The following is a 23,491-nucleotide window of genomic DNA, read 5'->3' on the forward strand; positions in this document are numbered from 1 at the left end:
GGGGTGGCCCTCAGCCCGTGCGCGGGTAGCCGATCAGATGCGTGCGGTCCTGCCGGTCGGTCCAGCGGAACACCCCGACCCCCGTCGTCTCCGTCCCCGGCAGCCGGGCGTCGCGCGACAGCCGCTCGGTGCTCCAGGTGGCGAAGTCCATCGCGACCGGGAGCCCGCCGCCGGACAGCGCCTCCGAGGCGTCGCGCGCGTTCTCGGCCCCGTACGCGATGCCGTCGTCCGTCACCGTGGCCAGCGTCAGATGAGCCGTGCCGCCCTCGTCCTCGAAGCAGCGGCCCTGCTTCGCCTCCAGGTCGAAGGCCAGGTTCCCGGCGATCAGGTAGTCGCCCGAGGGGGAGAGGACCGCCTGCGGGTAGCGCCCCGGCTTTATGGCGGGCTTGTGGCACTCCACCGACGCGAGCACCTCGCCGGTCGCCGCGTCGTGCACCGCCCACAGCTCGTGGGTCGCCGCCCGCTTGGTCTTCTTCGCGGGCGCCCACTTCGCCAGCACCCGGTCCGGGGTCGCCGACGTCACCACCCCGCTGCCCTTGTCGGTGCCCTTGGGTGCGACGTTCCGGCTGAACCAGCCGCCGCGCACCCAGAACTCCCGTGCCCCGCCCAGCAGCAGCCCCCCGGCGGTCAGACCGTGCACCTCGGTGAGCTGCTTGCAGGCCGGGCAGCCCTTGGGGTACTTCAGCCGCGCGGCGTCCAGCTCGGACACCTCGCCGGTGACCGGGTCGACCAGGGTGCTGTTCGCCTTCGCGTCGCTGATCACGATGTCCGGACCGGCCGTACGGACGTCGGGGGCCCCGGACCACGGCACCTCGACGCGCTGCTGGTTCCCGTTCGTGACGTCGTACAGATCGAGGGCGAGGAAGGTGCTCGCCGGGGACAGCCCGTCGCCGACCTTCCCGTAGGACCAGGTCACGAAGAACTGCCGGTCGCCCTTGGTCACCGTGGCGAGCTTCGGGTAGTGCAGCGGGTCCGGCGGCCGCCAGGCCTGACCCCGCCAGCCCAGCTCACCGGTGGCGGTGTCGACGGTGCGCAGCCGGTAGCGGTTCCCGGCGGCCCGCTCCAGATAGGCCAGCAGACCCGTCGCATGGGAGACGGCGACATCGGGGGAGGCGCCGATGATCTCCCAGCCCCGGTCCGTCGTGTACTGCGGCGGAACGGTCAGCCGGGTCACCGGACCCGCGCTCGGCAGCACCGGCTTCGCCGTCCCGGCGGCCGCGCCGTCCTTCCCGTCGCCGTCGCGGTCGCCGGGACTGCCGCCGCAGGTGGCCAGCAGCAGGAGCAGGGCGAGAAAGACCACCCCGCCGACCAGCGTCAGCCGCACGATCTTCTGCCTCATGGCTCCCCCGCTGGACCATCTTGATCTGGTGCCGTGCACGCGCGGGCCAGCGTAGCAACAGGCCCACGGGGGCGTGGAGTTCGCCGGATTCCCGTTCCGTACCGGTTACGTGAAGCCTTGGTGCGGCCCTCCGCGCCGCCCGCGCTCTCCCCGTACCCCCTCCGGCGGCGGCGAAGCGGAACGTGTTCGCCGGGTCGCGTCCGCCGGGTCGCCTCCGCCTACAATTCGGCGGTGAACGTCACCCTCCCCACCGCACAGTCCCTGCGCGCCGCGCTGGCCGGTCTGCTCGACGGACTGCCGCCCAAGCAGGCCGCGCAGGCCGTCGACCGGCTGATCGCCAGCTACCGCGGGGAGACCCCGACGAACGCCCCGATCCTGCGGAACCGCTCCGACGTCGTCGCGTACGCCGCGTACCGGATGCCCGCCACCTTCGAAGCCGTACGGTCCGCCCTCGGCGCCCTGGCCGAGGCCGCGCCCGACTGGACGCCCGCCACCCACACCGACGTCGGGGGCGGCACGGGCGCGGCGGGCTGGGCGGCGGCGGGGATCTGGGAGGGCCCGGCGACGACCGTCCTGGACTGGGCCGAGCCGGCCCTCGCGCTCGGCCGCGAACTGGCCGAGGCCTCCGGGGTGCCGTCGCTGCGCGACACCCGCTGGGAGCGGGCCCGGATCGATGCGGCGCTGGAGCTGGACCCGGTGGACCTGGTCACCGTCAGCTACGTACTCAAGGAGCTGACCGCCGGGGCACGGACCGAACTGGTCGACGCGGCGGCGGCCGCCGGTCAGGCGGTGGTGATCGTCGAGCCCGGCACCCCCGACGGATACGCCCGGATCATCGAGGCCCGCGACCGGCTGATCGCCGCCGGGCTGAGCGTCGCGGCCCCCTGCCCGCACAGCGACGCCTGCCCGATCGCCCCCGGCGCCGACTGGTGCCACTTCTCGGCCCGGGTCAGCCGCTCCTCGCTGCACCGGAAGGTCAAGGGCGGCTCGCTGAGCCACGAGGACGAGAAGTTCAGTTACGTCGTCGCCACCCGCTTCCCCGCCGCCCCGGCGGCCGCCCGGATCACCCGCAGGCCGCAGATCCGCAAGGGCCAGGTGCTGCTGGAGCTGTGCACGCGGGACGAGGGCCTGGACCGCTCCACGGTCACCAAGCGCCACGGCGAGCTGTACCGGGCGGCCAGGGACATCGCCTGGGGCGATCCCTGGCCGCCCGCCGACCCGACCGACTAGGGCCGCAGCTCCTGGGTGCAGCACTTCACGCTGCCGCCGCCCTTGAGCAGCTCGCCCAGGTCCATCGGGACCGGCTCGAAGCCCCTGTCCCGCAGCGGGTCCAGAAGCCCGGTCGCCCCCTGCGGCAGCAGGACGTGACGCCCGTCGCTCACCGAGTTGAGGCCGAACGCCGCCGCGTCCGCCTCCCGGGCCAGCAGCGCGTCCGGGAACAGCCGGCGCAGCACCGCCCGGCTGCCGGGGGAGAAGGCGTCCGGGTAGTACATGATCTCGTCGGCCGCCGCGTCCAGCACACAGAGCGCGGTGTCCAGGTGGTAGTAGCGCGGATCCACCAGATCGAGCCCGACGACCGGCAGCCCGAAGAACTCCTGGGCCTCGGCGTGCGACAGCGGGCTGGAGCGGAAGCCGCGCCCGGCCAGCAGATACGAGGCGGTGACGGCGAAGTCCCCCTCGCCCTCGTTGACGTGCTCCGGCTCATGGACCTCGGCGAAGCCGTGCTCCCGGAACCAGTCCCGGTGCGCCCCGGCCTCCTCGTAGCGCTCCCGGTACGCGAACAGCGCGCCGAGCACCCGGCCGCCGATCACCGTGGCGCCGTTGGCGGCGAAGACCATGTCCGGCAGGTCGGGGCGGGGGGTGAGCAGCTCGACGGTGTGGCCGAGGGAACGGTAGCGGTCGCGCAGGTCCTCCCACTGGGTCTGGGCCAGCGGCAGGTCGACGGGTTTGGACGGGTCCATCCACGGGTTGATGGAGTAGGTGACCCGGAAGTGCGTCGGTGCGCACATCAGGTAGCGACGAGGGGTGGCGTCACGGTTCAACTCGGGCTCCTCGCGAACGGCGGCGGTGGCCGCGGAACGGTGGGATGCGCACGGTCTGTGCGTGAGCCCATGGTGCGCTGTGCGCGCCGGATCCGCAGTGAATCGATCGGGTGGTTCACCGGACCGCCCGGTCAGGGCCACGACGAGGACACGTACGGGCACCAGGACGATGCGCCAGGGACGATACGGATACGGGCCGGCATCAAGGCGATACACACCAGCATCAAGACGATACGTATCGGCTCGTCCGGCGCTAGATTGGCCGTATGGCACCCACCAAGGCACCCGACTCCAGCCGCCGCAGCGACCGCTCCCGGCGCGCGATCCATGACGCCGCCCTCGCCCTCGTCGGGGAGGTCGGCTACCGGCGCACGACGATCGAGGGTATCGCCGCCCGCGCCGGGGTCGGCAAGCAGACCATCTACCGCTGGTGGCCCTCCAAGGCCGCCGTGCTGATGGAAGCCTTCCTGGACCTGGCGGCCAGGACCGCCGAGGAGGCCGCGGAGCAGTCCGGTGATACCGCGCGGTCCGGTGATACCGCGGAGGGTGGCATCCCCGACACCGGCGATCTGGCTGCCGACCTCAAGCTTGTCCTGCGGGCCACCGTCGACGAGCTGAACGATCCGGCGCTGGCGATCCCGACCCGCGCGCTGACCGCCGAGGGCATCGTGGACGCGAAGCTGGGCGCCGAATTCGTCGAGAAGCTGCTCGAACCGCAGCTCGCGTTGTATGTCACACGGCTGCGGGCCGCCCAGGAGGCCGGACACGTGCGCGCCGACGCCGATCCCCGGATCGCCCTGGAGCTGCTCATCGGCCCGCTGATGCACCGCTGGCTGCTCCGGACCCAGCCGCTCACCCACGCGTACGCCGACGCGATCGTCGACTACACCCTCGGCGGCCTCACCCCGCGCCCCTGACCCGCCCTTGATCGATATCCGGTATGTGGTGACATCGGGCGTGATGGTGCTCACTCGGCGCAGTGGTACACGGCCTCGCTGGTGAACTCTGGCCACCCGAACCGCAGGATGGTGCGACGATGGACAGGCAACGCTGAGGTGAACTGCTGAGGTGAGGGGATAGATGGGCGCCGATTCCGGCCGTTTCCGCGGCACAGAGAGCAGGATCTCCCAGTGGCTGCGGCGACGTCCCAAATCACCCGGGGCCGAGGCCGAGGAGTCGGCCAGAGTGGCGCTGCTCCTGGCGGTCGCCGACGCGGGCATGCCCATCGCCCCCGCCGCCCACCCCCTCGGATACCGATGTTCGTGCGAACGCATCGGCTGTCCCACCCCCGCCCGGCATCCCATCTCCTTCGCCTGGCAGACGCAGTCGACCACCGACCGCGCCCAGATCGAGCGCTGGGCCGCCGGCCAGCCGCTGGCCAACTTCATCACCGCGACCGGCATGATCCACGATGTGCTGGACGTCCCGCTCACCGCCGGCCGCAACGCCCTGGAGCGTCTTCTCGACGCGGGCATCGACGTCGGACCGGTGGCCCAGTCCGGCGAGGACCGGATGCTCTTCTTCACCGCCACCCGCGGCACCCCCGAGGACGAGGACGAGTGGTGGCCCTGCGAGCTGGACTGCCACCCCGAGACCATGGACGCCCACCCGGGCCTGCGCTGGCACTGCCGGGGCAGCTACGTCCTCCTGCCGCCCGCCCGGCTCCCGGGTGAGCTCGACGTCCACTGGGTGCGCGGCCCCGAGCACGAGCTGCCCGACCCGCTGACCCTGCTGGAGACGCTCACCGACGCCTGCGCGCGGTACGCGGGCAGCGCCGAGCAGAGCGAGCTGGACCACGACTCGATCGCCTGGCCGCTGAGCCGCTGAGCCGCTGAGTCATTGAGCCGTTGAGCGGCCCGTCGGCTCGGGCCGCTGCCGGCCTATTCGCCCTTCGCCGCGACCAGGCCCGGCAGCCGGTTCAGCATCCGCACCTTGCCGCCGGAGCCGGAGCCGGAGCCCGCGTCGGAACCGGAACCGGCCCCCTCGGCGCGCGGCGGCACGTGCACCAGCTGGCTGGAGACCCGCTCCTTGGTGAGGCTGCTGTTCACCTCGCCGGTGAGCAGCGCCTTCACATCCGCGTTGACCTCCGGCTTGAGCCCCTTCGCCGCGGTCTGCCGCTCGAAGTGCTTGCTGCTGAAGAAGACCAGCGCCCCGCCGTCCTCGGTGCGCAGCCCGAGCGGTGCGAACGTGGCGCCCGTCAGCGGCTGGTCGATGTACTGGTACGAGAACCCCGCCCGCCGGGTGGTCCGGCGCGTCTCGCGCCAGCCCGAGGTCGCCGTGCTCGGCGTGAACACATCGGGCTCACCGTCCCGCAGATACGCCGTGTAGGAGGCGCTCAGCTCCGCCGGGGCCACGGCCAGCGCCTTGTCCTGCGGCTCCACCGGGGTGGCGAGCCCGTCCTTGTCGAGGGTGAACTCCGGTACCTGGGACGGCGGGACGACCGCGAGATACGACGCCTTCCACAGCGCGTCGGGAGCCGACCGCACGAACACCACCAGCCAGCGGGTGTCCAGCTTCCCGCCGTCCTGGTCCCGGTTGGAGTCGGTGTCCGCGAGGAACCAGCGCGGCCAGCCCGCCTTCTTGGGGATGACGTAGTTCGCGTCGTCCAGCACCAGCGGCTTGTGCGCCTTGTTGCCGTCCGGGTTGTACGTCTGCCGGGCCTTCAGGCCCGCCTGGTTGATCGCGCCGAGCGCACCCGTCACCCGGTCCGCGTCCAGCGCCGGATCGAACGCCTTGTCCGCCGCGTTGTAGGCGTCGGTGAAGTCCTTGAGCGCCTGCGCGGCCTCCGACTTCTTCGCCCCGGGCAGCACTTCGAGCTCCCCGTGCACCGTCACACAGCCGCTCGCCGTCACGCACAGGACCGTCGCCGTCGCGAGCCCCGCCGTCAGCCGGCCCAGCCCAGGGTGTCTCGTCATCCGTTGCTTCTGCGCCTTCTGATCCGTCGCCCGCACTGACCGTCGAAACCCTACCGGGGCGGCGAACGGCGTGCGGGCGGGGACCGGAGACAGCGTCCACAACGTGACCTGGCGGGGCAGCGGGAGAGGGCTCAGCTCCGACGTACCGGAACGATCAGCGGCGTGCCCGTACGCGGATGGGGGAAGACCTCCACCGGCTGCCGGTAGACCTCGCCGAGCAGCTCGCCCGTGAAGACCTCGTCCGGCGGGCCCAGTTCCGCGATCCGCCCGTCGTGCAGGACGGCCGCCCGGTCCGCGTACGCCGCGGCGAGCCCCAGATCGTGCAGCACGACCACCACCGCGTCCCCGGCGGCCGCCCGCTCCCGGCAGATCCGCAGCACCAGCTCCTGGTGGCGCAGGTCCAGGGCGGCGGTCGGCTCGTCCAGCAACATCAGCGGGGCCCGCTGCGCCAGCACCCGGGCCAGCGCCACCCGGGCCTTCTCGCCGCCCGACAGCGCGGAGAACGGGCGTCCCGCGAACCGGGTCACCTCGGTGGCCGCCATCGCCTCGGCCACCGCCGCGTCGTCCTCGTCCTCCCGCTCCGTACCGGCCCAGGGCGCCCGCCCCATCCGTACGACGTCCTCCACCGGGAACGGGAAGGACAGCGCGGCGGACTGCGGCAGCACCGAGCGGCGCAGCGCCAGTTCGGGCGCCGACCACGCGGCGGCCGAGCGGCCGTCGATCCGCACCTCACCGCTCCCGGCGGGCAGATCGGCGGCCAGCGCCGCCAGCAGCGTCGACTTGCCCGCGCCGTTCGGCCCGACCAGGGCGACCACCTCGCCCGCGTGCGCGGTCAGGTCGACGGAGTCCAGCACCTGCCGCTGCCCGAGGCGGACCGACAGCCCGACGGCCTCGACGGCGGGGGAGCCGGCGACGACGGGCGAGGGCAGCTCCCGGGTGCGTACCGCGAACAGATCTCTCAGCGTCCTCATGCCCAACCACCTTGCTTACGACGGGTCCTGCGCAGCAGCCAGAAGAAGAACGGGCTGCCGAACAGCGCGGTCAGCACCCCGAGCGGCAGTTCGGCGGGGGCCGCCACCGTACGGGCCGTGAGGTCGCCCGCCACCAGGATCACGGCGCCGCCGAGCGCGCTGCCCGGGACGAGGAAGCGGTGGCCGGGGCCGTTCGCCATCCGCAGCAGATGCGGGACGAGCAGCCCGACGAAGGAGATGATCCCGGCGACGGCGACCGCGGCGGCCGTCAGCAGCGCCACCACCAGCACCAGGATGATCCGCAGCCGCTCCACGTCCACGCCCAGGTGCCGGGCGGGCCGCTCGCCGAGGGCCAGCAGGTCCAGCTTGCGGGCGTAGAACGGGGCGATGAGCAGCCCCGCCAGCGCGCACGGCAGCACGGCCAGCACCTTGGGCCAGGTCGCCTGGGAGAGCGAACCGAGCTGCCAGAAGGTGATCTGGGTGATCTGCGCGTTGTCCGCGAAGAAGATGAACAGCCCGATCAGCGCGCCCGCGAAGGCGTTGACGGCGATACCGGTGAGGATCAGCGTCACCACTTCGGTCCGGCCGCCGGACCGCGAGAGCGAGTAGACGAGCAGCACGGTGATGAGACCCGCGACGAACGCGCAGACGGTGATGGTCCAGTTGCCGAAGAAGGTCAGTCCCAGCGCGATCGAGGCGACCGCTCCCACGGCCGCGCCCGCCGAGATCCCGATCACGCCGGGCTCGGCGAGCGGGTTGCCGAACACGCCCTGCATCAGGGCGCCCGCACAGCCGAGGGACGCGCCGACGAGCAGCGCGAGGACGACCCGGGGGAGCCGTACGTTCCACAGGACGCTCTCGCCGACCCGGTCCAACTCCTGCCCGCCGAGCCCGATCCGGTGCTGCACGGAGGACAGGACGTCGCCGAGCGGGATGTTGTACGCGCCGATCGCGGCGGACAGCAGACAGCCGGCGAGCAGGGCGAGGGAGAGCACCACGGTGAGCAGGAACGCCCTGCTCCGGGGGGACTTGGGGGCGGTGTCCTCCGCGCCCTTCGCCTCCTTGCCCGTGGGTTTGTCCACGGACCCGGTGCGTTCCTCGTACGAGGTGGTCACTGGCCCTTGCCGCCCTTCGCGTACAGCTGCTCGACGATCTCGGTGAGCACCCGGTCGGTGCGCGGCCCGTAGTTGAGCAGCACGCCGTCGTCGACCGTGACGATCCGGCGGTCCATCCCGGCCGGGGTCTCCGCGATGCCGGGGATCTTCACCAGGCCGTCCATGCCGCCGACCGACTCGAACCCCTTGGTCATCAGGAGGATCGCGTCCGGCGCGGCCTTGGCGAGCGCCTCGCTGGTGATGGCGGTGAAGTCCTTGTTCAGCCCCGACTCCTTGCCGGCGTCGACCGCGCCCGCCGCCTCCAGCAGCGAACTGGCCCCGGACTCCGCGCCGCCCAGCAGATAGACGGAGGCCGAACCGCGCAGATAGAGGAAGGCGACCCGGGGCTTCTTGCCGTCCGCGGGGGCCGGGATGGACTTCTGGACGGTGGCGATCCGGTCCTCGGTGCGCTTCTTCAGCTCGGTCCCCGCGGCCGGTACGCCCAGCGCCTCGGCGACGGTGTCGATGCGGCGGCCGACGTCGTCGAGCCCCTTGGCGGGATCGACGACGAGCAGCGGGATGCCCGCGTCGCGGATCTGGTCGATCGCCTCGCGCGGTCCGGTGCTGGTGTCGGCGAGGACGACCGTCGGCTTCAGCGAGAGGACGCTCTCCGCCGACACGTCGTGGGCCCGGGTCACCACCGGGAGCTTCTCGGCCTGTTCGAAGGTGGCGGTGATGTCCCGGGCGACGACCTGCTTGCCGAAGCCGAGCGTGAAGACGATCTCGCTCAGCGACCCGGTCAACGGCACGATCCGGTCGGTGGAGTCGATCGTGACCTTCGTGCCGTCCGCCGAGTCGACCGTCACGGGCAGCTTCGGCGCGGGCGGGGCGGCCAGTGGCTCGACCCGGTCGGCGTCGGCACCGCTCTTGGCGGACCCGGACCCGGACTTCGGCGCGGAATCGTCGCCTCCGCCGCAGCCGGTCAGGACCAGGGCGAAGGCCACGGCGGCGGTGAGGGCGGCGGCCGCCCTGCCCCGGGCCGGGCGACGGCGGGCCGTGCGTCCGGTGTCCGGGCCCGTCGGGGCGAAGTCCTGCGAGATGCGCACTGGGCACCGTCCTGTCGTTCTGCGGCGTGCGGTGAGTGGTTCGGGTGTGTGGAGAAGGTGGAGGTGGCGGAGGGGTTCCGACACAGGCCGGGAATACCTTAGGTTAGCCTTACCTGCATATCCAGCCCTCGGAGGGGTACGTCATGTCGTCGTCCAGATCGGCCCGCGCGCTCGCTGTCGCGCTTCTCGCGGTACTGCTGGGAGCCCTGCTCCCCGCCGCCACCGCGCAAGCGGCAAGCCGCACGGTGCAGGGCGGGCGGCTGGACTGGGGCATCAAGTCCTCCTTCCAGAGCTACGTCACCGGCCCCATCGCGAACGGCAGTTGGAGCCTGACCGGCGGCGCGGCCACGGTCGGCGGCAGCCAGTTCCGCTTCCACTCGGCGACCGGCTCCTACGACCCGGACACCGGGGCGTTCAGCTCCGGCTTCTCCGGCGGCGTCCACTTCACCGGCCACACGAAGCCCGACGGCAGCAACGAGCTGGACCTCACGATCAGCCGCCCCACCGTCCGCATCAACGGCGGCAGCGGCACGCTCTACGCGGACATGGTCAGCAAGGAGCGGGGGACCGGGAAGGTCTCCAACCGCTCCCAGGTGCCGCTCGCCACGCTCGGCCTCGGCGGGATCGACATGAAGGGCGGTTCCACCCCCATCGCCCTCACCAACGTCCCCACCACGCTGACCGCCCAGGGCGCCTCCGCCTTCGCCGGCTACTACACCGCGGGCACCCCGCTCGACCCGATCAGCCTCTCCGTCGACACCAAGGGCGCGGCCGCCGAACCGAAGCCGTCCGCCCCGGAGAAGAAGAACGACGAGGACGGGAAGAAGGACAAGGACAAGGACAAGGCGGAGAAGAAGGAGAAGGCGGGCCGCTTCGAGGACGCCGCCGTCGACTGGGGCGTACGCCGCACCTTCCGCGAGTACGTCACCGGCTCCATCGGCCAGGGCAAGTGGACGCTCGCCGACGGCGCCCAGGACGGCGGGGCCCTGTTCCGCTTCCCGCAGGGCAAGGGCACGTACGACGCGAAGAAGCAGACGCTGGACGCGGACTTCAGCGGCAGCATCCGCTTCACCGGCGCCCACGACCTCGACCTGAAGCTCGCCGGCGTCACCGTCGCCGTCGCCGAGGGCGAGGGCACCCTGTCGGCGGACGTCACCAGCGAGGGCGAAACGACCAAGGACGTCCCGATCGTCACCTTCCCCGCGAAGGACCTCAAGCCCGAGGAGGGCCTCGCCGTCCTCACCGAGGTCCCCGCCACCCTCACCGCCGACGGAGCCAAGGCGTTCGGCTCCATGTACAAGGCGGGCACCGCGATGGACCCGGTGTCGCTCGCCGTGGCCGTCGACGAGAAGGCCCAGCTGCCCGCGCTGCCCGACCTCGGCAGCGAGCCGACGGCGGCCGCCGAGCCCACGAAGAAGGCCTCGGCCGAGCCCTCCGCCGAACCGGTCGCGGCCGCCTCGGACTCGGGCCCCGGCACCGGCACGTACGCCGCGATCGGCGGCGGTGTCCTGCTGCTGGCCGCGGCCGGAGCGGCGTTCTTCGCCCTGCGCCGCCGCTCCGCGAAGCCGGCCGACGCTTCCGCGGCCCCCGACTCACCCCAGACTTCCTGACCCCGGCATCCCCCCATGCGTGCCTTATGGATCATCACCCCCTCCCCCCACGCTTCGCTTCCACCCCCTGTCCCTTGAGGAGACACACCGACATGGCAGCAACTCGCCGCCCCATAGCCCTCGCAGCGGCCGTCGCCACGGCCGCCGCACTTGGCGCCACCGCCTTCGCCCTCCCGGCGATCGCCGCCGGATCCCCGGCCGCCGCACCCGCCGCGGCTCCGAAGCTGGAGCTGGTGGACGGCAAGCTGGAGTGGGGCATCAAGGAGTCCTTCCGCAAGTACATCGTCAGCCCCATCGCGCAGGGCAAGATCACCGTCGCGGACGGCGCCCAGCAGGCCGACGGCAACGGTGTGTTCACCTTCACCGACGGCAAGGGCACGTACGACACCGGGACGCACGCCTCCGACACCGCGTTCAAGGGCAGCGTCCACTTCGAGGGCCACCACGGCGAGCTCGACGTCCTGCTGAGCGACATCAAGGTCGGAACGGGCCGCGAGACCGGCACCATCACCGCCGACTTCACCAGCAAGAAGACGGACGGCACCGTCGTCACCAAGGACGACGCCCCCATCGCCGCGCTCGACATGACGGCCGTCAAGCCGGGCGGCGGTGCGGGTGGCGCGATGGTCTTCGCCGATATTCCGGCCACGCTGACCGCCGACGGCTCGGACGCCTTCGCCGGCTTCTACGCGGAGGGCGCCGAACTCGACCCGGCGACGCTGTCCGTCAAGGCCGTGACGCCGAGCCCGGACCCGACGACCGACCCGACGACGGACCCGACCACGGATCCGACCACGGACCCGACGACCGACCCGACGACGGACCCGACCACGGACCCGACGACCGATCCCACGAAGGACCCGTCGACCGACCCGTCGCCGACCGCCTCCGAGACCGCCGCGCCCGTCAGCGGCCCGGTCGTCGACGGCACCCTGAACTGGGGCGTCAAGGAGAAGTTCCGCTCGTACGTCGTCGGCAACATCGCCCACGGCAAGATCGAGACGAGCGGCGGCGCCACCAGCGTCACCGACGGCTACCGCTTCACGAAGGCCACCGGCCGCCTCGACGCCGACAAGAACACGCTGAACGCCGCGTTCCAGGGCAAGGTGCGCTTCCTCGGCCACGAGACCGCGGGCGAGTACCGCCTCGACCTGTCGATCAGCAACCTGAAGGTCGACATCGAGGGCACCTCCGGCAAGCTCCTCGCCGACGTCTCCTCCAAGGACCAGACCACCGGCAAGGTCAGCGAGTTCACCGGCCTGTCCTTCGCCGACCTGAAGGTGCCCTCCGGCGCGCTCGCCGCCAAGGGCGGCATCGTGAACCTCAAGAACGTCCCGGCGACGCTCACCACGGACGGCGCCAAGGCGTTCGGCGGCTTCTACAAGAAGGGCGAGGCGCTCGACGCCCTGAACGTCGCGGTCTCCATCGACAAGGACGCCCAGCTTCCGGGCGGTTCGACCGGCGGCTCCGGCTCCACCGGCGGTTCGGGCTCCACCGGCGGCTCCACGGCCGGCGGTTCCACCACCGGCGGCGGCACGGTCGGCGGCTCCACCGGCGGTTCGGTCGGCGGCTCCGGCGCCCTGGCCTCCACCGGCTCCGACGTCCCGACCGGCGCCCTGATCGCCGCCTCCGGCGTCGTCGTGGCGGCCGGTGCCGGTGTCGTGATCGCGGCACGCCGTCGCCGTAACGTCACCGCCTGATCCACCCCGCACCACCCGCACGTCCCCCGGGGCCGTACCCGCGAGCAGCAGTGCTCGCCGGTACGGCCCCGCGGCCGTACCCGCTCGGTTCCCGCCCCGGCACCGGGCAGTGCTTGAATGCCCCCGTGAACGACTACGACGTACCCCGGGGCATCGACGTCCTGCGCGTGTTCTGCGGACCCGACGGCCGGCACGGCAACGCCCTCGGCGTCGTACGCGACGGAAGCGGCCACCCCGACGAGGCGTCCCGGCAGCGGCTCGCCCGGCAACTCGGCTTCAGCGAGACCGTGTTCGTCGACGACCCGGAGCGCGGGCGGGTGGACATCCACACCCCGGGGCTGCGGCTGCCGTTCGCCGGCCACCCCCTGGTGGGCACCGCCTGGCTGCTGGACCTGGAGATCCTGGAACTGACGGTCGGCGACGTGTTCGCGCGCCAGGACGGGGAGTTCACCTGGATCTCCGCCCGCCCCGAGTGGGTCCCGCCGCGCACACTCCAGCAGTACGCGAGCGCCGCCGAGGTCGAGGCGCTGCCCGGCCCGCCGCCCGGCGAGGGGTGGCTCTACGCCTGGGCCTGGGAGGACGAGGCCGCCGGGCGGGTGCGCGCGCGGGCCTTCCCGCGGCGCGGGAAGGAGTCCGGCATCGTCGAGGACGAGGCGACCGGCGCGGCGGCCCTGCTGCTCAGCGCGCACCTCGGCCGGGCCCTCAACATCACCCAGGGACGCGGCTCCCAGATCCTCACCGCACCCGCGCCGGACGGCACGGTGGAGGTCGGGGGCCGCGTCCTGCTGGCCGTCCGGGGCTGAACCCCGGACAGCAGAAACGGCTCCACCGGACATCCCGGTGGAGCCGTTCCCGCGTCGTTCAGATATTCACGCGCTGAGCGGGAAGACCTCGCCCAGATCGCGGAAGACCGCGGTGTTCAGCGCGAAGGCCCGCTTGCACTCCTCGATGATGCGCTGCTTCTCCAGGTCGTCCGCGTTCACCGCGTCCAGCAGCTCGCGGTAACCCCGCTTGAAGGCGGCCGGGTTGGTGATCTCCTCGAAGACGTAGAACCGCACGCCGTCGCCCTTGCGCTCGAAGCCCCAGGTCTTCTCTGCCTTGTCGCGGATGATCTGACCGCCCGAGAGGTCACCGAGGTAGCGCGTGTAGTGGTGGGCGATGTAACCGGCGGGCCAGGTGCGCGCGCACTCCGCGACCCGGGCCGCGTACGCGGCGGTGGCCGGCAGCGGCTCCAGGCCCTCGCGCCAGTCGGCCCCGCGCAGATGCGCCAGGTCGCGCTCCAGCTCGGTGGAGCGCATCAGCTCGGGCTGTATGAACGGGCCCGCGACCGGGTCGTCGCGCAGAGCCTCCGAACCCTCCTCCAGCGCCCGGTACACGAACCACAGCTGCTCGGTGTAGCGCGTGTACGCGTCCACTCCCAGCCGCCCGCCGAGCAGGTCACTCATGAAGGTCGAGGTCTCGGCCTCGGTGTGCTGCTCGTGCGACGCGGTACGGATGAGCGTCGAGAAGGGAGTGACGGTGGCGGTTGCGTCCAAGGCGGGCCTCCGGGGACCGAGGGGGACGGGAAGTCCAGAAAGAGACGGAAATATCGGCAGGCGACCGCCGCGACGGTGCGGCGGTGCGTGCCAGTAGGCCCGATCCTCCTACTTAGGTTTACCTAAGTCAACTGGTTCCCGACTGCCTGTCGGTAAAAACTTACGCGCAGAGGGAGCGAAGGGTGCACTTGTGGACGCTTTGGGGTGATTTACGGAAGGGTGAGGATCTCCGCTCCGGTCTCCGTGACCACCAGCGTGTGCTCGAACTGGGCCGTCCGCTTCCGGTCCTTCGTCACCACGGTCCAGCCGTCCTCCCACAGGTCGTACTCGTGGGTGCCCAGCGTCAGCATCGGCTCGATGGTGAAGGTCATCCCCGGCTGCATCACCGTGGTGGCGTGCGGGCTGTCGTAGTGCGGGATGATCAGGCCGGAGTGGAACGAGGAGTTGATTCCGTGCCCGGTGAAGTCGCGGACGACCCCGTAGCCGAACCGCTTCGCGTACGACTCGATGACCCGGCCGATCACATTGATCTGACGCCCGGGCCTGACCGCCTTGATGGCCCGGTTCAGCGACTCCCGGGTGCGCTCGACCAGCAGCCGCGACTCCTCGTCCACGTCACCGCAGAAATAGGTGGCGTTGTTGTCACCGTGGACCCCGTTGATGTACGCGGTGACGTCCAGGTTCACGATGTCGCCGTCACGCAGCACGGTGGAGTCGGGGATGCCGTGACAGATGACCTCGTTGAGCGAGCTGCACAGCGATTTCGGGAAACCCCGGTAACCGAGCGTCGAGGGGTACGCGCCGTGATCGACCATGAAGTCGTGGGCGACCCGGTCGAGCTCGTCGGTGGTGACCCCCGGGGCGATGTGCTTGGCGGCCTCCTCCATCGCCTGCGCGGCGATACGGCCCGCGACGCGCATCCGCTCCACGGTTTCGGCGTCCTGGATCTCCGGGCCGGAGTACGGCGTCGGGGCCGGCTTCCCCACGTACTCGGGACGCCGGATGTTTCCGGGGACGGAACGGACGGGAGTGATCTCCCCTGGTACGAGAAGCGACTGGCCAGACATGCCAGCGAGTCTAACCAGCGGCCCCGGGGCACCATGGCAGTGAGGAAAGGAGCCGTCGATGGCCCTGTTCAAGAAGCGCACGGTCGGCAAACCGGGCGAATGGTACTACTGCCTGGAGCACAAGAAGGTCGAGGAGGGCCCGGAGTGCCCTGCCCAGAACCGTTTCGGCCCCTACACCTCCCGCGAGGCCGCACAACACGCGATGGACACGGCCCGCGACCGCAACCTGGAGTGGGACACGGACCCGAAGTGGCACGACGAGGACAAGAACAACCCAGGCCCGTCCGGGGGCAACCCGAGCCCGTCCGGCGGCACCTCAAGCCCGTCCGGCGATTGAGGACATCTCTTCCACCGCTCCGGCGCTCGAGACCGCACCCCAGCCCGTCCGGCGCTTGAGGACATCCTTCAGCCCCTCCGGCGTTTGAGGAGCGGGGTACGGGGCGGAGCCCCGGGTCACCCCTCCACCCGGGCCTCCCGCCTCCGCACCGCATCCTCATCCGTCTCCGAGTCGTACCGCACCAACTTCGGCAGCGCAGCCGTCAACAGCACCACCGACGCCACACACGCCACCCCACCCGTCCAGATCGCCGACCTGGTCCCCGTCCAGCCGGCCATCGCCCCGGCCCGTACCTGACCCAGCTGCGGGCCGACGCTGTACGAGAGCACCTCGATGCCCGCGAGCCGGCCCCGCAGCTCCTCCGGAATCGTCTGGTTCCAGATGGTCGCCCGCCCCAGCCCGCTCAGCATGTCGCCCGCCCCCGCCACGGCCAGGCAGAGCAGCACCACCCACACGCTGGAGAACCAGCCCGCCGCGGCGATGGCCAGACCCCAGGCCGCCGCACCGAACACCACGAACAGCCCGTGCCTGCGCACCCGTGACGTCCAGCCGCTGGTCAGCCCCAGCGCCAGCGAGCCGACCGAGCCCGCCGCGTACATCAGGCCCAGCGACCACTCCGCGTCCAGCTCGTCCGCCAGGAACGGGAAGATCGTGTTCGGGAAGGCGAAGAACATCGCCGCCAGGTCGATCGCGTACGTCCCCAGCAGCACCGGCCGGCTCCACGCGTACCGCGCCCCCTCGACGATCCCGCGCAGCGACGGCTTCTGCGCGTCACGCGCCGGCGGCGCGGGGGAGAGCCGCAGACAGAGCACGACCGAGACGGCGAACGTGCACACCGTCACCCCGTACGCCGTGCCGTGACCGGCGTACGCCACCACCAGGCCGGCCAGCGCCGGGCCCGCGATGGCCCCGATCTGCCAGCGCAGCGAGTTCAGCGCGGCCGCCGCCGTCTGCTGGGCGTGCGGCACGATCCGCGCCATCAGCGAGTCCAGCGCGGGCCGCTGGAGCCCGGCGAGCGCGGACACCCCGCCGGCCACCACGTACAGCGGCCACAGCAGCGGCTCCGGGAGCAGGGCGTTCACCAGCAGGATCGCGGCGAGCACACCGAGCCCCGCCTCGGTGAGCAGGATGACCCGGCGGCGGTCCACCGAGTCCGCGAGCGCCCCGCCGTACAGCCCGAAGACCACCAGCGGCACCAGCTCCACCGCGCCCATCGCCCCGACCGCGAGCGGCGAGCCCGTGAGGTCCTTGATCTGGAGCGGCAGCGCGATGAGCGCCATGAAGCTGCCGAAGTACGTGATCAGGCCCTGGACCCACAGCAGCCGGAAGTCCGCCGAGGAACGCCACGGCGAGAGATCCGGCAGCAGGGCGCGGAACCGGGCCGACAACGGCGAGGAACGGGGGGAGGGCGGGGGAGGCGCTGAGGTCACGAAGGGCCATGATCCGTACTGCCGGGCGCTCCGGGCAAGCCGATATTCCGGCACGCCCCGGGACGGCGATTCCCGTACGCCTCGGTCCCGCGACTCCGGTACGCCTCGGGCCCGCGATTCCCGTACGCCTCGGGCCCGCGACTCCCGTACGCCCGGGTCCGGGCGCTACCAGCGGGCGGGCGGCGGCTGGGTCAGCTGGTCGGCCAGCCGGGCGAGCCGGTCCCGGAAGGTGCGCCGGCCGCGCGCCGGAGGCCGCCCGTTCTCCCCGGCCGCCGCGCTCACCAGGTGCTGCACGATGTCCAGGTCCACGTCGTCGTCCCCGGCGACCACGAGCGACTCGTGCGCCAGGCCCCCGACCTCCGGATCGCCGCCGTCCAGGGTGAGCACCCGCGCCCCGGCCCGCCGGGCGTCGTGCACCCGCTCCAGCAGCTCGTCGCCCGGCCGCTCCGGAGCGACCAGCAGCAGCGTCTCGCCCCGCCCCGCCGCCGCGATCCTGGCCGGCCCGACCGCCAGATGGGCTGGATCGCCCGCCGCCACCCGGTGCCGTACGAGCACGGGCGCCAGCTCCGGCAGCCCCGACCAGGCGGACTCGTCGGACAGATGGGCCGCCAGATGCCACGGCTCGTACGCCTCGGTCCCCGCCAGCAGCAGACCGCCGCCCCGGGGGACGACGGAGCCGCGCAGCGCCAGCGCGAACCGGCGGGCGTCCTGCGGCCACCGGGTCCCGGCCAGCACATCGCGGAGCAGGGCGACACGTACGGCATCCATGGCCCGGCATCCTGCCCCGACGGCGCGCCCCGGCGGGCCCGCCGGCCGCTCCCTCACCCGAACGGAGGACCGCGCGGCGAGCGGAACCGGGGCCCCCGGCGGCGGCTTCCCGGGGCCTACCTGGCAGTAGGGTCGGCGCATGACTACACAGGACAGCGGCAGCGCGCCCAAGCCCCCTGCCAAGGACCCCTGGGACCTTCCCGACGTCTCCGGCCTGAGCGTCGGCGTGCTCGGCGGGACCGGCCCGCAGGGGCGCGGCCTCGCCTACCGGCTCGCCCGCGCCGGACAGAAGGTCACCCTCGGCTCCCGGGACGCGGCCCGCGCCGAACAGGCGGCGGCCGAGCTGGGCTTCGGCGTCGAGGGCGCGGACAACGCGGAGTGCGCCCGGCGCAGCGACATCGTGATCGTCGCCGTGCCGTGGGACGGCCACGCCAAGACGCTCGCATCCCTGCGCGAGGAACTCGCGGGCAAGCTCGTCATCGACTGCGTCAACCCGCTCGGCTTCGACAAGAAGGGCGCCTACGCCCTCAAGCCGGAGGAGGGCAGCGCCGCCGAACAGGCCGCCGCCCTGCTGCCGGACTCCCGGGTCACCGCCGCCTTCCACCACCTCTCGGCCGTGCTGCTCCAGGACGAGTCCATCGAGGAGATCGACACCGACGTGCTGGTCCTGGGCGAGGCCCGGGCCGACACGGACCTCGTGCAGGCGCTGGCCGGCCGGATCCCCGGGATGCGGGGCATCTTCGCGGGCCGGCTGCGCAACGCCCACCAGGTCGAGTCGCTGGTCGCCAACCTGATCTCGGTCAACCGCCGCTACAAGGCCCACGCCGGGCTGCGCACCACCGACGTCTGACCGGGCCACGCCGCCCGGGAGCGCTCCCCGGGGCAGGGCACAACGGGGCATGGGGGACACTGGACGGGACCGCGACCCGTTCCCGACAGGAGTCGACCCCCATGCCCCGCATCGCTCTCTACGCCCTCGTCGTCTGCGTCCTCGCCGTCGTGGCGGCCGTGGTCTCCTTCGCCCAGGGCAGCCTGCTCGGGATCGTCTGGGTGCTCATCGCGGGGCTCTCGTCGAACATGACCTGGTTCTACGTCCGCAGGCACCGGCTGGCCGTCGCCGCCGAAGCGGGCTGAGCCCCCGCCCCCCTTACGTGACCGCGCAGCCCGGATCCTGCTCGTCGAAGAGGCCCCGCCAGAAGCGGTAGAGGTCATAACCGCAGTACCGCTGGTACTCCTCGACGCCGAGCCCGCGCAGCAGCGCGTGGATCGCGTCGAAGAACACGATGTTCACCTCGGGGATCCACAGGATCGCGAACACCGCGATCAGCCCGAACGGCGCGATCGGCTCCACCTGACGCCGGATCCTGTACGAGAGCCAGGGCTCGATCACCCCGTAGCCGTCCAGACCCGGGATCGGCAGAGAGTTCAGGATCGCCGCCGTCACCTGGAGCATCGCCAGGAACGCCAGCGCGTACCGGAAGGCGACCGGCACCCCGTCGAGCGCGTCCAGCCAGAACGGGGCCGTACAGATGATCGCGAACGCCACGTTGGTCAGCGGGCCCGCCGCCGAGATCAGGCTGTGCTTCCACCGGCCGTGGATCCGGCCGCGCTCGATGTACACCGCGCCGCCGGGCAGCCCGATCCCGCCCATGATCACGAAGAGGACCGGGAGCACGATGCTGAGCAGCGCGTGGGTATAGGCGAGCGGATTGAGTGTCAAATACCCTTTTGCGCCGACTGAGGTATCGCCGCTGTGCAGCGCGGTACGGGCGTGCGCGTACTCGTGGAGACAGAGTGAGACGATCCAGGCCCCGGTGACGAACAGGAAGACCGCGAAGCCGGTGGCGTCCGCGAAACCTGTCCACACCGCCCAGCCCGCGACCGCGGTGACAGCGGCGATGCCGAGGAAGACCGGGCTGATCCGCCGGTCTCCGCGTTTGGCTGCGGTGATCATCGGCACTCGACTCCTGGGGCGGGACGGGAGGGGACGGGGTGAGGCACAGGGCGCGGGGCCGGGAAGGCCGATCGTACGGTTCCCACGGTTCGTACGGTTCCGGCAGGGCGGGAACGTCGGGGACCGGCGACGGAGTTCCCCCCTGTCAACACCGCTCCCCGCCCCGTCACGGACAATGGGCCCGTGCGCTACTGCATCCTCGGCACCACCCGGGCACTCCGCGACGACGGCACGGCCGTCGCCCTCGGCGGGGCGCGGCTGCGTGCCCTGCTCACCGTTCTCGCGCTGAGCCCCGGACGGACCGTCCCGGCCGGGGTCCTCGTCGACGAGGTGTGGGACGGCGACCCGCCCGCCGACGCGCCCGGCGCCCTCCAGGCCCTCGTCGGGCGGCTGCGGCGGGCCCTGGGCCGGAGTGCCGTCGAGTCCGTGGCGGGCGGCTATCGGCTCGCCGCCCCGCCGGACGCCGTGGACCTGCACCGCTTCGAGCGGCTGACGGGGGAGGGGAGCCGGGCCCTGGAGGACGGCGACGCTTCGGGCGCCCTCGTCCTCCTGGGGGAGGCCCTCGCCCTGTGGAACGGGCCCGCCCTGGCCGATCTGCCCGACCGGGCGGCGACCGCGTCCCGCTGGGAGGCCCGCAGGCTCGACGCGCGGCGGGCCGGGCTCGGCGCTCTCCTCGCCGTCGGGAACCCCGGGGCGGCGCTGCCGGAGCTGGCCGCGCTCTGCGACGCGCACCCGCTCGACGAACCGCTCCAGGCCCTGCGCATCAGGGCCCTGCGGGACGCCGGACGCCCCGCCGAGGCGCTGGCCGCGTACGAGGAGGTCCGCACCCTGCTCGACGACCGCCTCGGCACGGCCCCCGGCCCGGCCCTGCGTGCCCTGCACGCCGAGCTCCTCCATCAGGAACCGGCCGGACCGAAGCCCCCGGCCCCGCCCGTCCCGATGCCTGTCCCGGAGACCGCTCCGGCGCCCGTCCCCGTGCCTGTCCCGGGGAACGCGCCCGACACCGGTGCGGGATCCTCCCCGAAGACCCCGCCCGCCCACGGCAACCTCCGCGCCCGGCTCACCAGCTTCGTCGGCCGCGACACCGATATCGCCACCCTGCGCGAGGACCTCGGCCGCGCCCGGCTCGTCACCCTGCTGGGCCCCGGCGGCGCCGGAAAGACCCGGTTGTCCCAGGAGGCCGCGGAGGCCGCCGCCGAGGCCTGGCCCGACGGCGTCTGGCTCGCCGAACTGGCCCCCGTCGACGACCCGGACATCGTGCCCGAAGCCGTCCTGACGGCACTCGGCGCCCGGGAGACCGTGCTGCGCGGGGCTGGGGCCGAGGAGCTGCGGGCCACCGACCGCACCGGCGCCGACCCCCTCGTACGCCTCACCGAGCACTGCGCCCCGCGCCGGATGCTGCTCCTGCTGGACAACTGCGAGCACGTCGTCGGGGCGGCCGCCGCCCTCACCGACCATCTGCTGACCCGGTGCCCCCAGCTCACCGTCCTCGCCACCAGCCGCGAACCCCTCGGCGTACCGGGCGAGTTCGTCCGCCCCGTCGAGCCGCTGCCCGACCCGATGGCGCTGCGTCTGCTCGCCGAGCGCGGGGCCGCCGCCCGCCCCGGCTTCCGTACCGACGCGGACGAGGCGACCGCGGCCGCCTGCGCCGAGATCTGCCGACGCCTGGACGGGCTGCCGCTCGCCATCGAACTGGCCGCCGCCCGGCTGCGGATGCTCACCCCGCGCCAGATCGCCGACCGGCTGGACGACCGATTCCGCCTCCTCACCAGCGGCAGCCGGACCGTGCTGCCCCGCCAGCAGACCCTGCGCGCCGTCGTCGACTGGTCCTGGGACCTGCTCGACGCCGCCGAACGCGCCGTGCTGCGCCGCCTGTCCGTCTTCGCCGGCGGCTGCTCGCTGGCGGCCGCCGAGGAGGTCTGCGCCCTGCCCGCACCGGCCGACGGCGTCACCGTGGACGCTCTGGACGTCGCGCCCCTGCTCGGCTCCCTCGTCGACAAGTCCCTCGTCGTCGCCGCGCCCGGCGACGACGAGGAGATGCGCTACCGGCTGCTGGAGACGGTCGGCGAGTACGCCGCCGAGCGTCTCGACGAGGCCGTCGAACGGGAGGCGGTGGAACGCCGCCATCTGACCCACTACCGCGAGCTGGCCCGGATCACCGGACCGAAGGTGCGCGGCAGCGGACAGCGGGCGGCCATCGCGGTCTTCCAGCGGGAGTACGAGAACCTGCGCACCGCGCTCCGCCACGCCGTCGCCGTACGGGACGAGCACGAGGCGCTGTGCATCGTGCTGTCGATGGCCTGGTACTGGATGCTGCGCGATCTGCGCTCGGACGCCCGCCAGTGGGGTGAGTCCGCCGCCTCGCTCGGCCCCGACCCCTTCGCCGCGCCCGGCGTCCGGGCCCCCTCGCTGTCGGAGCGGGCCACCGACCGGCCGCCGCCGATGGACGACGAGCAGCTCGCGGAGGCGCGGCGCGGGGTGTCCCTGATCCAGCTGGCCGGTGTGGACGACGCGATCGGCGTCTGGTCGACCCCGGCGGGGAAGGCGCGCCTGAGGATCATCGCGGACACCTACCGGCCCGGCATGCCGCAGACCTGCCGGCTGCCCGGAACGTTCTGGCTGTTCGCGATCATGCTCACCGGCGATCTGGACCAGCTGTACACGGTGCTCGACGAGACGGTCCGGGTCTCCCGGGGCCTCGGCGACGAGTGGGAGCTGGGCTCCGCGCTCCACACCCGGGCCAACCTCCTGGCCAACAGCCCCGAGCTGGTGGCGGACGCCCGCGCCGACGCCGACGAGAGCCTGGAGATCTACACCCGGCTGGGCGACGACTGGGGCGCCGCCGAGGCGCTCTCGGCGCGGGGCGAGGCCAATGAGCGGGCCGGTGAGTTCCTGGCGGCCCTGGACGACTACCGGGCCGCCGTGGAGTACGCGCAGAAGATCGGCGCCCAGAGCCAGGTGGGGCTGTTGCGCGCCCGGTACGCCGGCGCCCTCATTGAGCTCGACCGTCTCCCGGAGGCCGAGGCGATCCTGCGCGACGTCACTGAGAACAGCCGGCAGTCGGGCCACGAGGCGACGCCGATGGCCCGTATGCACCTGGTCTTCGTCCTCGGGCTCCAGGGGCGGGTGGACGAGGCCCGCGAGCAGGCGGAGCTGGTCCGGATGGATTTCAGGTCGCGCGATGTCGCCATCTTCGGCGGCTTCGTCTACGGCGTGCTGGCCTGGCTGGACAACCTCGACGGCGACCACGCCTCCGCCCTCGACAACGCGCTGACCGCGCTGACCGCCGCGCGGGAGCCGCTGTCGATGATGGTGGCCCCGCAGATGCCCTCGGCCCATCTGACGGCCATCGCCCAGGCGCTCGCCGGATTCGGCGACGCCGACGCGGCGAAGGACGCCGCCCGGCTGCTGGCGCTCCAGGCGGCCCTTCTGCCGAAGGGGCATGTGCCGAGCGTGATGGAGGCCCGCAATCTGGTGCTCGCGGAGAAGGCCGTCCGGGCACGGTTCGACGACGACGCGGCGTACACGGCGGCGTACGAGCAGGGCGATGGCCTCACCCTCGACGAGGCCATCGCCCTGGCGGAGACGTACCGGCGGGACCCGCCGGCGTAACGGTCCTTCGC

Annotated in this window: 20 protein-coding genes and 1 pseudogene; 10 read left to right on the top strand and 11 right to left on the bottom strand. The window is 72.7% G+C overall.

Annotated features, from left to right (window positions below; genetic code table 11):
- Positions 1-10: 10 nt before the first annotated feature.
- Complete coding sequence (locus ACIQPT_RS11255) at positions 11-1,339, bottom strand: hypothetical protein (RefSeq protein ID WP_401154878.1); 1,329 nt, start codon at positions 1,337-1,339, stop codon at positions 11-13.
- Between the two features lie 231 nt (positions 1,340-1,570).
- Here ACIQPT_RS11255 and ACIQPT_RS11260 point away from each other — a divergent pair, with 231 nt between their 5' ends.
- Positions 1,571-2,569, top strand: coding sequence for a small ribosomal subunit Rsm22 family protein (locus ACIQPT_RS11260; protein ID WP_401154880.1), 999 nt, complete (start codon positions 1,571-1,573; stop codon positions 2,567-2,569).
- Here ACIQPT_RS11260 and ddaH read toward each other — a convergent pair.
- Positions 2,566-3,402: pseudogene (ddaH, locus tag ACIQPT_RS11265) on the bottom strand (dimethylargininase); the annotation flags it as partial. The gene ACIQPT_RS11260 and the pseudogene ddaH overlap by 4 nt on opposite strands.
- 245 nt (positions 3,403-3,647) lie before the next feature.
- Between ddaH and ACIQPT_RS11270 the strand changes: the two are divergent.
- Together ACIQPT_RS11270 and ACIQPT_RS11275 are read left to right on the top strand one after the other, a co-directional pair.
- Positions 3,648-4,298, top strand: coding sequence for a TetR/AcrR family transcriptional regulator (locus ACIQPT_RS11270; RefSeq protein WP_401154881.1), 651 nt, complete (start codon positions 3,648-3,650; stop codon positions 4,296-4,298).
- Positions 4,299-4,461: 163 nt separating this feature from the next.
- Positions 4,462-5,208 carry a bifunctional DNA primase/polymerase gene (locus tag ACIQPT_RS11275; protein WP_401154882.1) on the top strand — a complete coding sequence of 249 codons (747 nt, stop codon included), beginning with the start codon at positions 4,462-4,464 and terminating at the stop codon, positions 5,206-5,208.
- Positions 5,209-5,261: 53 nt separating this feature from the next.
- On the opposite strand, the gene ACIQPT_RS11280 is transcribed toward ACIQPT_RS11275, so the two are convergent.
- The 4 genes from ACIQPT_RS11280 to ACIQPT_RS11295 form a co-directional block, all read right to left on the bottom strand.
- Positions 5,262-6,296 carry a hypothetical protein gene (locus tag ACIQPT_RS11280; RefSeq protein ID WP_401154884.1) on the bottom strand — a complete coding sequence of 345 codons (1,035 nt, stop codon included), beginning with the start codon at positions 6,294-6,296 and terminating at the stop codon, positions 5,262-5,264.
- Between the two features lie 131 nt (positions 6,297-6,427).
- Positions 6,428-7,267 carry a heme ABC transporter ATP-binding protein gene (locus tag ACIQPT_RS11285; RefSeq protein WP_401154886.1) on the bottom strand — a complete coding sequence of 280 codons (840 nt, stop codon included), beginning with the start codon at positions 7,265-7,267 and terminating at the stop codon, positions 6,428-6,430.
- The gene (locus ACIQPT_RS11290) at positions 7,264-8,382 is read right to left on the bottom strand and encodes a FecCD family ABC transporter permease (protein WP_401154888.1); all 1,119 of its coding nucleotides are present in this window, start codon (positions 8,380-8,382) and stop codon (positions 7,264-7,266) included. The genes ACIQPT_RS11285 and ACIQPT_RS11290 overlap by 4 nt, the downstream gene beginning before the upstream one ends.
- The gene (locus ACIQPT_RS11295) at positions 8,379-9,467 is read right to left on the bottom strand and encodes a hemin ABC transporter substrate-binding protein (protein WP_401154890.1); all 1,089 of its coding nucleotides are present in this window, start codon (positions 9,465-9,467) and stop codon (positions 8,379-8,381) included. The genes ACIQPT_RS11290 and ACIQPT_RS11295 overlap by 4 nt, the downstream gene beginning before the upstream one ends.
- A 143-nt stretch (positions 9,468-9,610) precedes the next feature.
- On the opposite strand from ACIQPT_RS11295, the gene ACIQPT_RS11300 reads away from it, so the two are divergent.
- From ACIQPT_RS11300 to ACIQPT_RS11310, 3 genes are all read left to right on the top strand, one after another.
- Positions 9,611-11,077 carry an HtaA domain-containing protein gene (locus tag ACIQPT_RS11300; RefSeq protein WP_401154892.1) on the top strand — a complete coding sequence of 489 codons (1,467 nt, stop codon included), beginning with the start codon at positions 9,611-9,613 and terminating at the stop codon, positions 11,075-11,077.
- A gap of 92 nt (positions 11,078-11,169) precedes the next feature.
- Positions 11,170-12,777: an HtaA domain-containing protein gene (locus ACIQPT_RS11305; protein ID WP_401154894.1), complete on the top strand. Its 1,608-nt coding sequence runs from the start codon at positions 11,170-11,172 to the stop codon at positions 12,775-12,777.
- A gap of 125 nt (positions 12,778-12,902) precedes the next feature.
- Positions 12,903-13,580, top strand: coding sequence for a PhzF family phenazine biosynthesis protein (locus ACIQPT_RS11310; RefSeq protein WP_401154896.1), 678 nt, complete (start codon positions 12,903-12,905; stop codon positions 13,578-13,580).
- Positions 13,581-13,646: 66 nt separating this feature from the next.
- Here the strand turns inward: ACIQPT_RS11310 and ACIQPT_RS11315 are convergent, their stop codons facing one another.
- Both ACIQPT_RS11315 and map read right to left on the bottom strand, forming a co-directional pair.
- Entirely contained in the window at positions 13,647-14,312 is a 666-nt protein-coding gene (locus tag ACIQPT_RS11315; protein WP_103530932.1) for a heme oxygenase (biliverdin-producing), read from the bottom strand.
- 209 nt (positions 14,313-14,521) lie between these two features.
- On the bottom strand, positions 14,522-15,379 hold the full coding sequence (gene map, locus ACIQPT_RS11320; RefSeq protein ID WP_401154898.1) for a type I methionyl aminopeptidase: 858 nt from the start codon (positions 15,377-15,379) through the stop codon (positions 14,522-14,524).
- A 58-nt stretch (positions 15,380-15,437) separates the two neighbouring features.
- Between map and ACIQPT_RS11325 the strand changes: the two genes are divergently transcribed.
- Positions 15,438-15,716: a hypothetical protein gene (locus tag ACIQPT_RS11325; RefSeq protein WP_401154900.1), complete on the top strand. Its 279-nt coding sequence runs from the start codon at positions 15,438-15,440 to the stop codon at positions 15,714-15,716.
- Between the two features lie 116 nt (positions 15,717-15,832).
- Here ACIQPT_RS11325 and ACIQPT_RS11330 read toward each other — a convergent pair whose 3' ends face one another.
- Together ACIQPT_RS11330 and ACIQPT_RS11335 are read right to left on the bottom strand one after the other, a co-directional pair.
- Positions 15,833-17,146 (bottom strand): MFS transporter, encoded by a 1,314-nt coding sequence (locus tag ACIQPT_RS11330; RefSeq protein ID WP_401154901.1) that lies wholly within the window; start codon positions 17,144-17,146, stop codon positions 15,833-15,835.
- Positions 17,147-17,311: 165 nt separating this feature from the next.
- Entirely contained in the window at positions 17,312-17,914 is a 603-nt protein-coding gene (locus ACIQPT_RS11335; RefSeq protein WP_401154903.1) for a hypothetical protein, read from the bottom strand.
- Between the two features lie 139 nt (positions 17,915-18,053).
- On the opposite strand from ACIQPT_RS11335, the gene npdG reads away from it, so the two are divergent.
- Positions 18,054-18,764 carry an NADPH-dependent F420 reductase gene (npdG, locus tag ACIQPT_RS11340; protein ID WP_401154904.1) on the top strand — a complete coding sequence of 237 codons (711 nt, stop codon included), beginning with the start codon at positions 18,054-18,056 and terminating at the stop codon, positions 18,762-18,764.
- A gap of 101 nt (positions 18,765-18,865) precedes the next feature.
- Positions 18,866-19,048: a hypothetical protein gene (locus ACIQPT_RS11345; protein ID WP_401154906.1), complete on the top strand. Its 183-nt coding sequence runs from the start codon at positions 18,866-18,868 to the stop codon at positions 19,046-19,048.
- 13 nt (positions 19,049-19,061) lie between these two features.
- On the opposite strand, the gene ACIQPT_RS11350 is transcribed toward ACIQPT_RS11345, so the two are convergent.
- Positions 19,062-19,868 carry a site-2 protease family protein gene (locus tag ACIQPT_RS11350; protein ID WP_401154908.1) on the bottom strand — a complete coding sequence of 269 codons (807 nt, stop codon included), beginning with the start codon at positions 19,866-19,868 and terminating at the stop codon, positions 19,062-19,064.
- Positions 19,869-20,051: 183 nt separating this feature from the next.
- Here ACIQPT_RS11350 and ACIQPT_RS11355 point away from each other — a divergent pair, with 183 nt between their 5' ends.
- Positions 20,052-23,480: an AfsR/SARP family transcriptional regulator gene (locus ACIQPT_RS11355; protein ID WP_401154910.1), complete on the top strand. Its 3,429-nt coding sequence runs from the start codon at positions 20,052-20,054 to the stop codon at positions 23,478-23,480.
- The last annotated feature ends 11 nt before the right edge of the window (positions 23,481-23,491 follow it).

It is taken from the genome of Streptomyces sp. NPDC091289 (genome assembly GCF_044757365.1).
Taxonomy (GTDB): Bacteria; Actinomycetota; Actinomycetes; order Streptomycetales; family Streptomycetaceae; genus Streptomyces.

What these genes read in the sequence shown, in the direction of transcription:
- ACIQPT_RS11255 (WP_401154878.1), bottom strand. Translation starts at nt 1,339, where the DNA reads ATGAGGCAGAAGATCGTGCGGCTGACGCTGGTCGGCGGGGTGGTCTTT.
- ACIQPT_RS11270 (WP_401154881.1), top strand. Translation starts at nt 3,648, where the DNA reads ATGGCACCCACCAAGGCACCCGACTCCAGCCGCCGCAGCGACCGCTCC.
- ACIQPT_RS11275 (WP_401154882.1), top strand. Translation starts at nt 4,462, where the DNA reads ATGGGCGCCGATTCCGGCCGTTTCCGCGGCACAGAGAGCAGGATCTCC.
- ACIQPT_RS11280 (WP_401154884.1), bottom strand. Translation starts at nt 6,296, where the DNA reads ATGACGAGACACCCTGGGCTGGGCCGGCTGACGGCGGGGCTCGCGACG.
- ACIQPT_RS11285 (WP_401154886.1), bottom strand. Translation starts at nt 7,267, where the DNA reads ATGAGGACGCTGAGAGATCTGTTCGCGGTACGCACCCGGGAGCTGCCC.
- ACIQPT_RS11300 (WP_401154892.1), top strand. Translation starts at nt 9,611, where the DNA reads ATGTCGTCGTCCAGATCGGCCCGCGCGCTCGCTGTCGCGCTTCTCGCG.
- ACIQPT_RS11305 (WP_401154894.1), top strand. Translation starts at nt 11,170, where the DNA reads ATGGCAGCAACTCGCCGCCCCATAGCCCTCGCAGCGGCCGTCGCCACG.
- map (WP_401154898.1), bottom strand. Translation starts at nt 15,379, where the DNA reads ATGTCTGGCCAGTCGCTTCTCGTACCAGGGGAGATCACTCCCGTCCGT.
- ACIQPT_RS11325 (WP_401154900.1), top strand. Translation starts at nt 15,438, where the DNA reads ATGGCCCTGTTCAAGAAGCGCACGGTCGGCAAACCGGGCGAATGGTAC.
- ACIQPT_RS11335 (WP_401154903.1), bottom strand. Translation starts at nt 17,914, where the DNA reads ATGGATGCCGTACGTGTCGCCCTGCTCCGCGATGTGCTGGCCGGGACC.
- npdG (WP_401154904.1), top strand. Translation starts at nt 18,054, where the DNA reads ATGACTACACAGGACAGCGGCAGCGCGCCCAAGCCCCCTGCCAAGGAC.
- ACIQPT_RS11345 (WP_401154906.1), top strand. Translation starts at nt 18,866, where the DNA reads ATGCCCCGCATCGCTCTCTACGCCCTCGTCGTCTGCGTCCTCGCCGTC.
- ACIQPT_RS11350 (WP_401154908.1), bottom strand. Translation starts at nt 19,868, where the DNA reads ATGATCACCGCAGCCAAACGCGGAGACCGGCGGATCAGCCCGGTCTTC.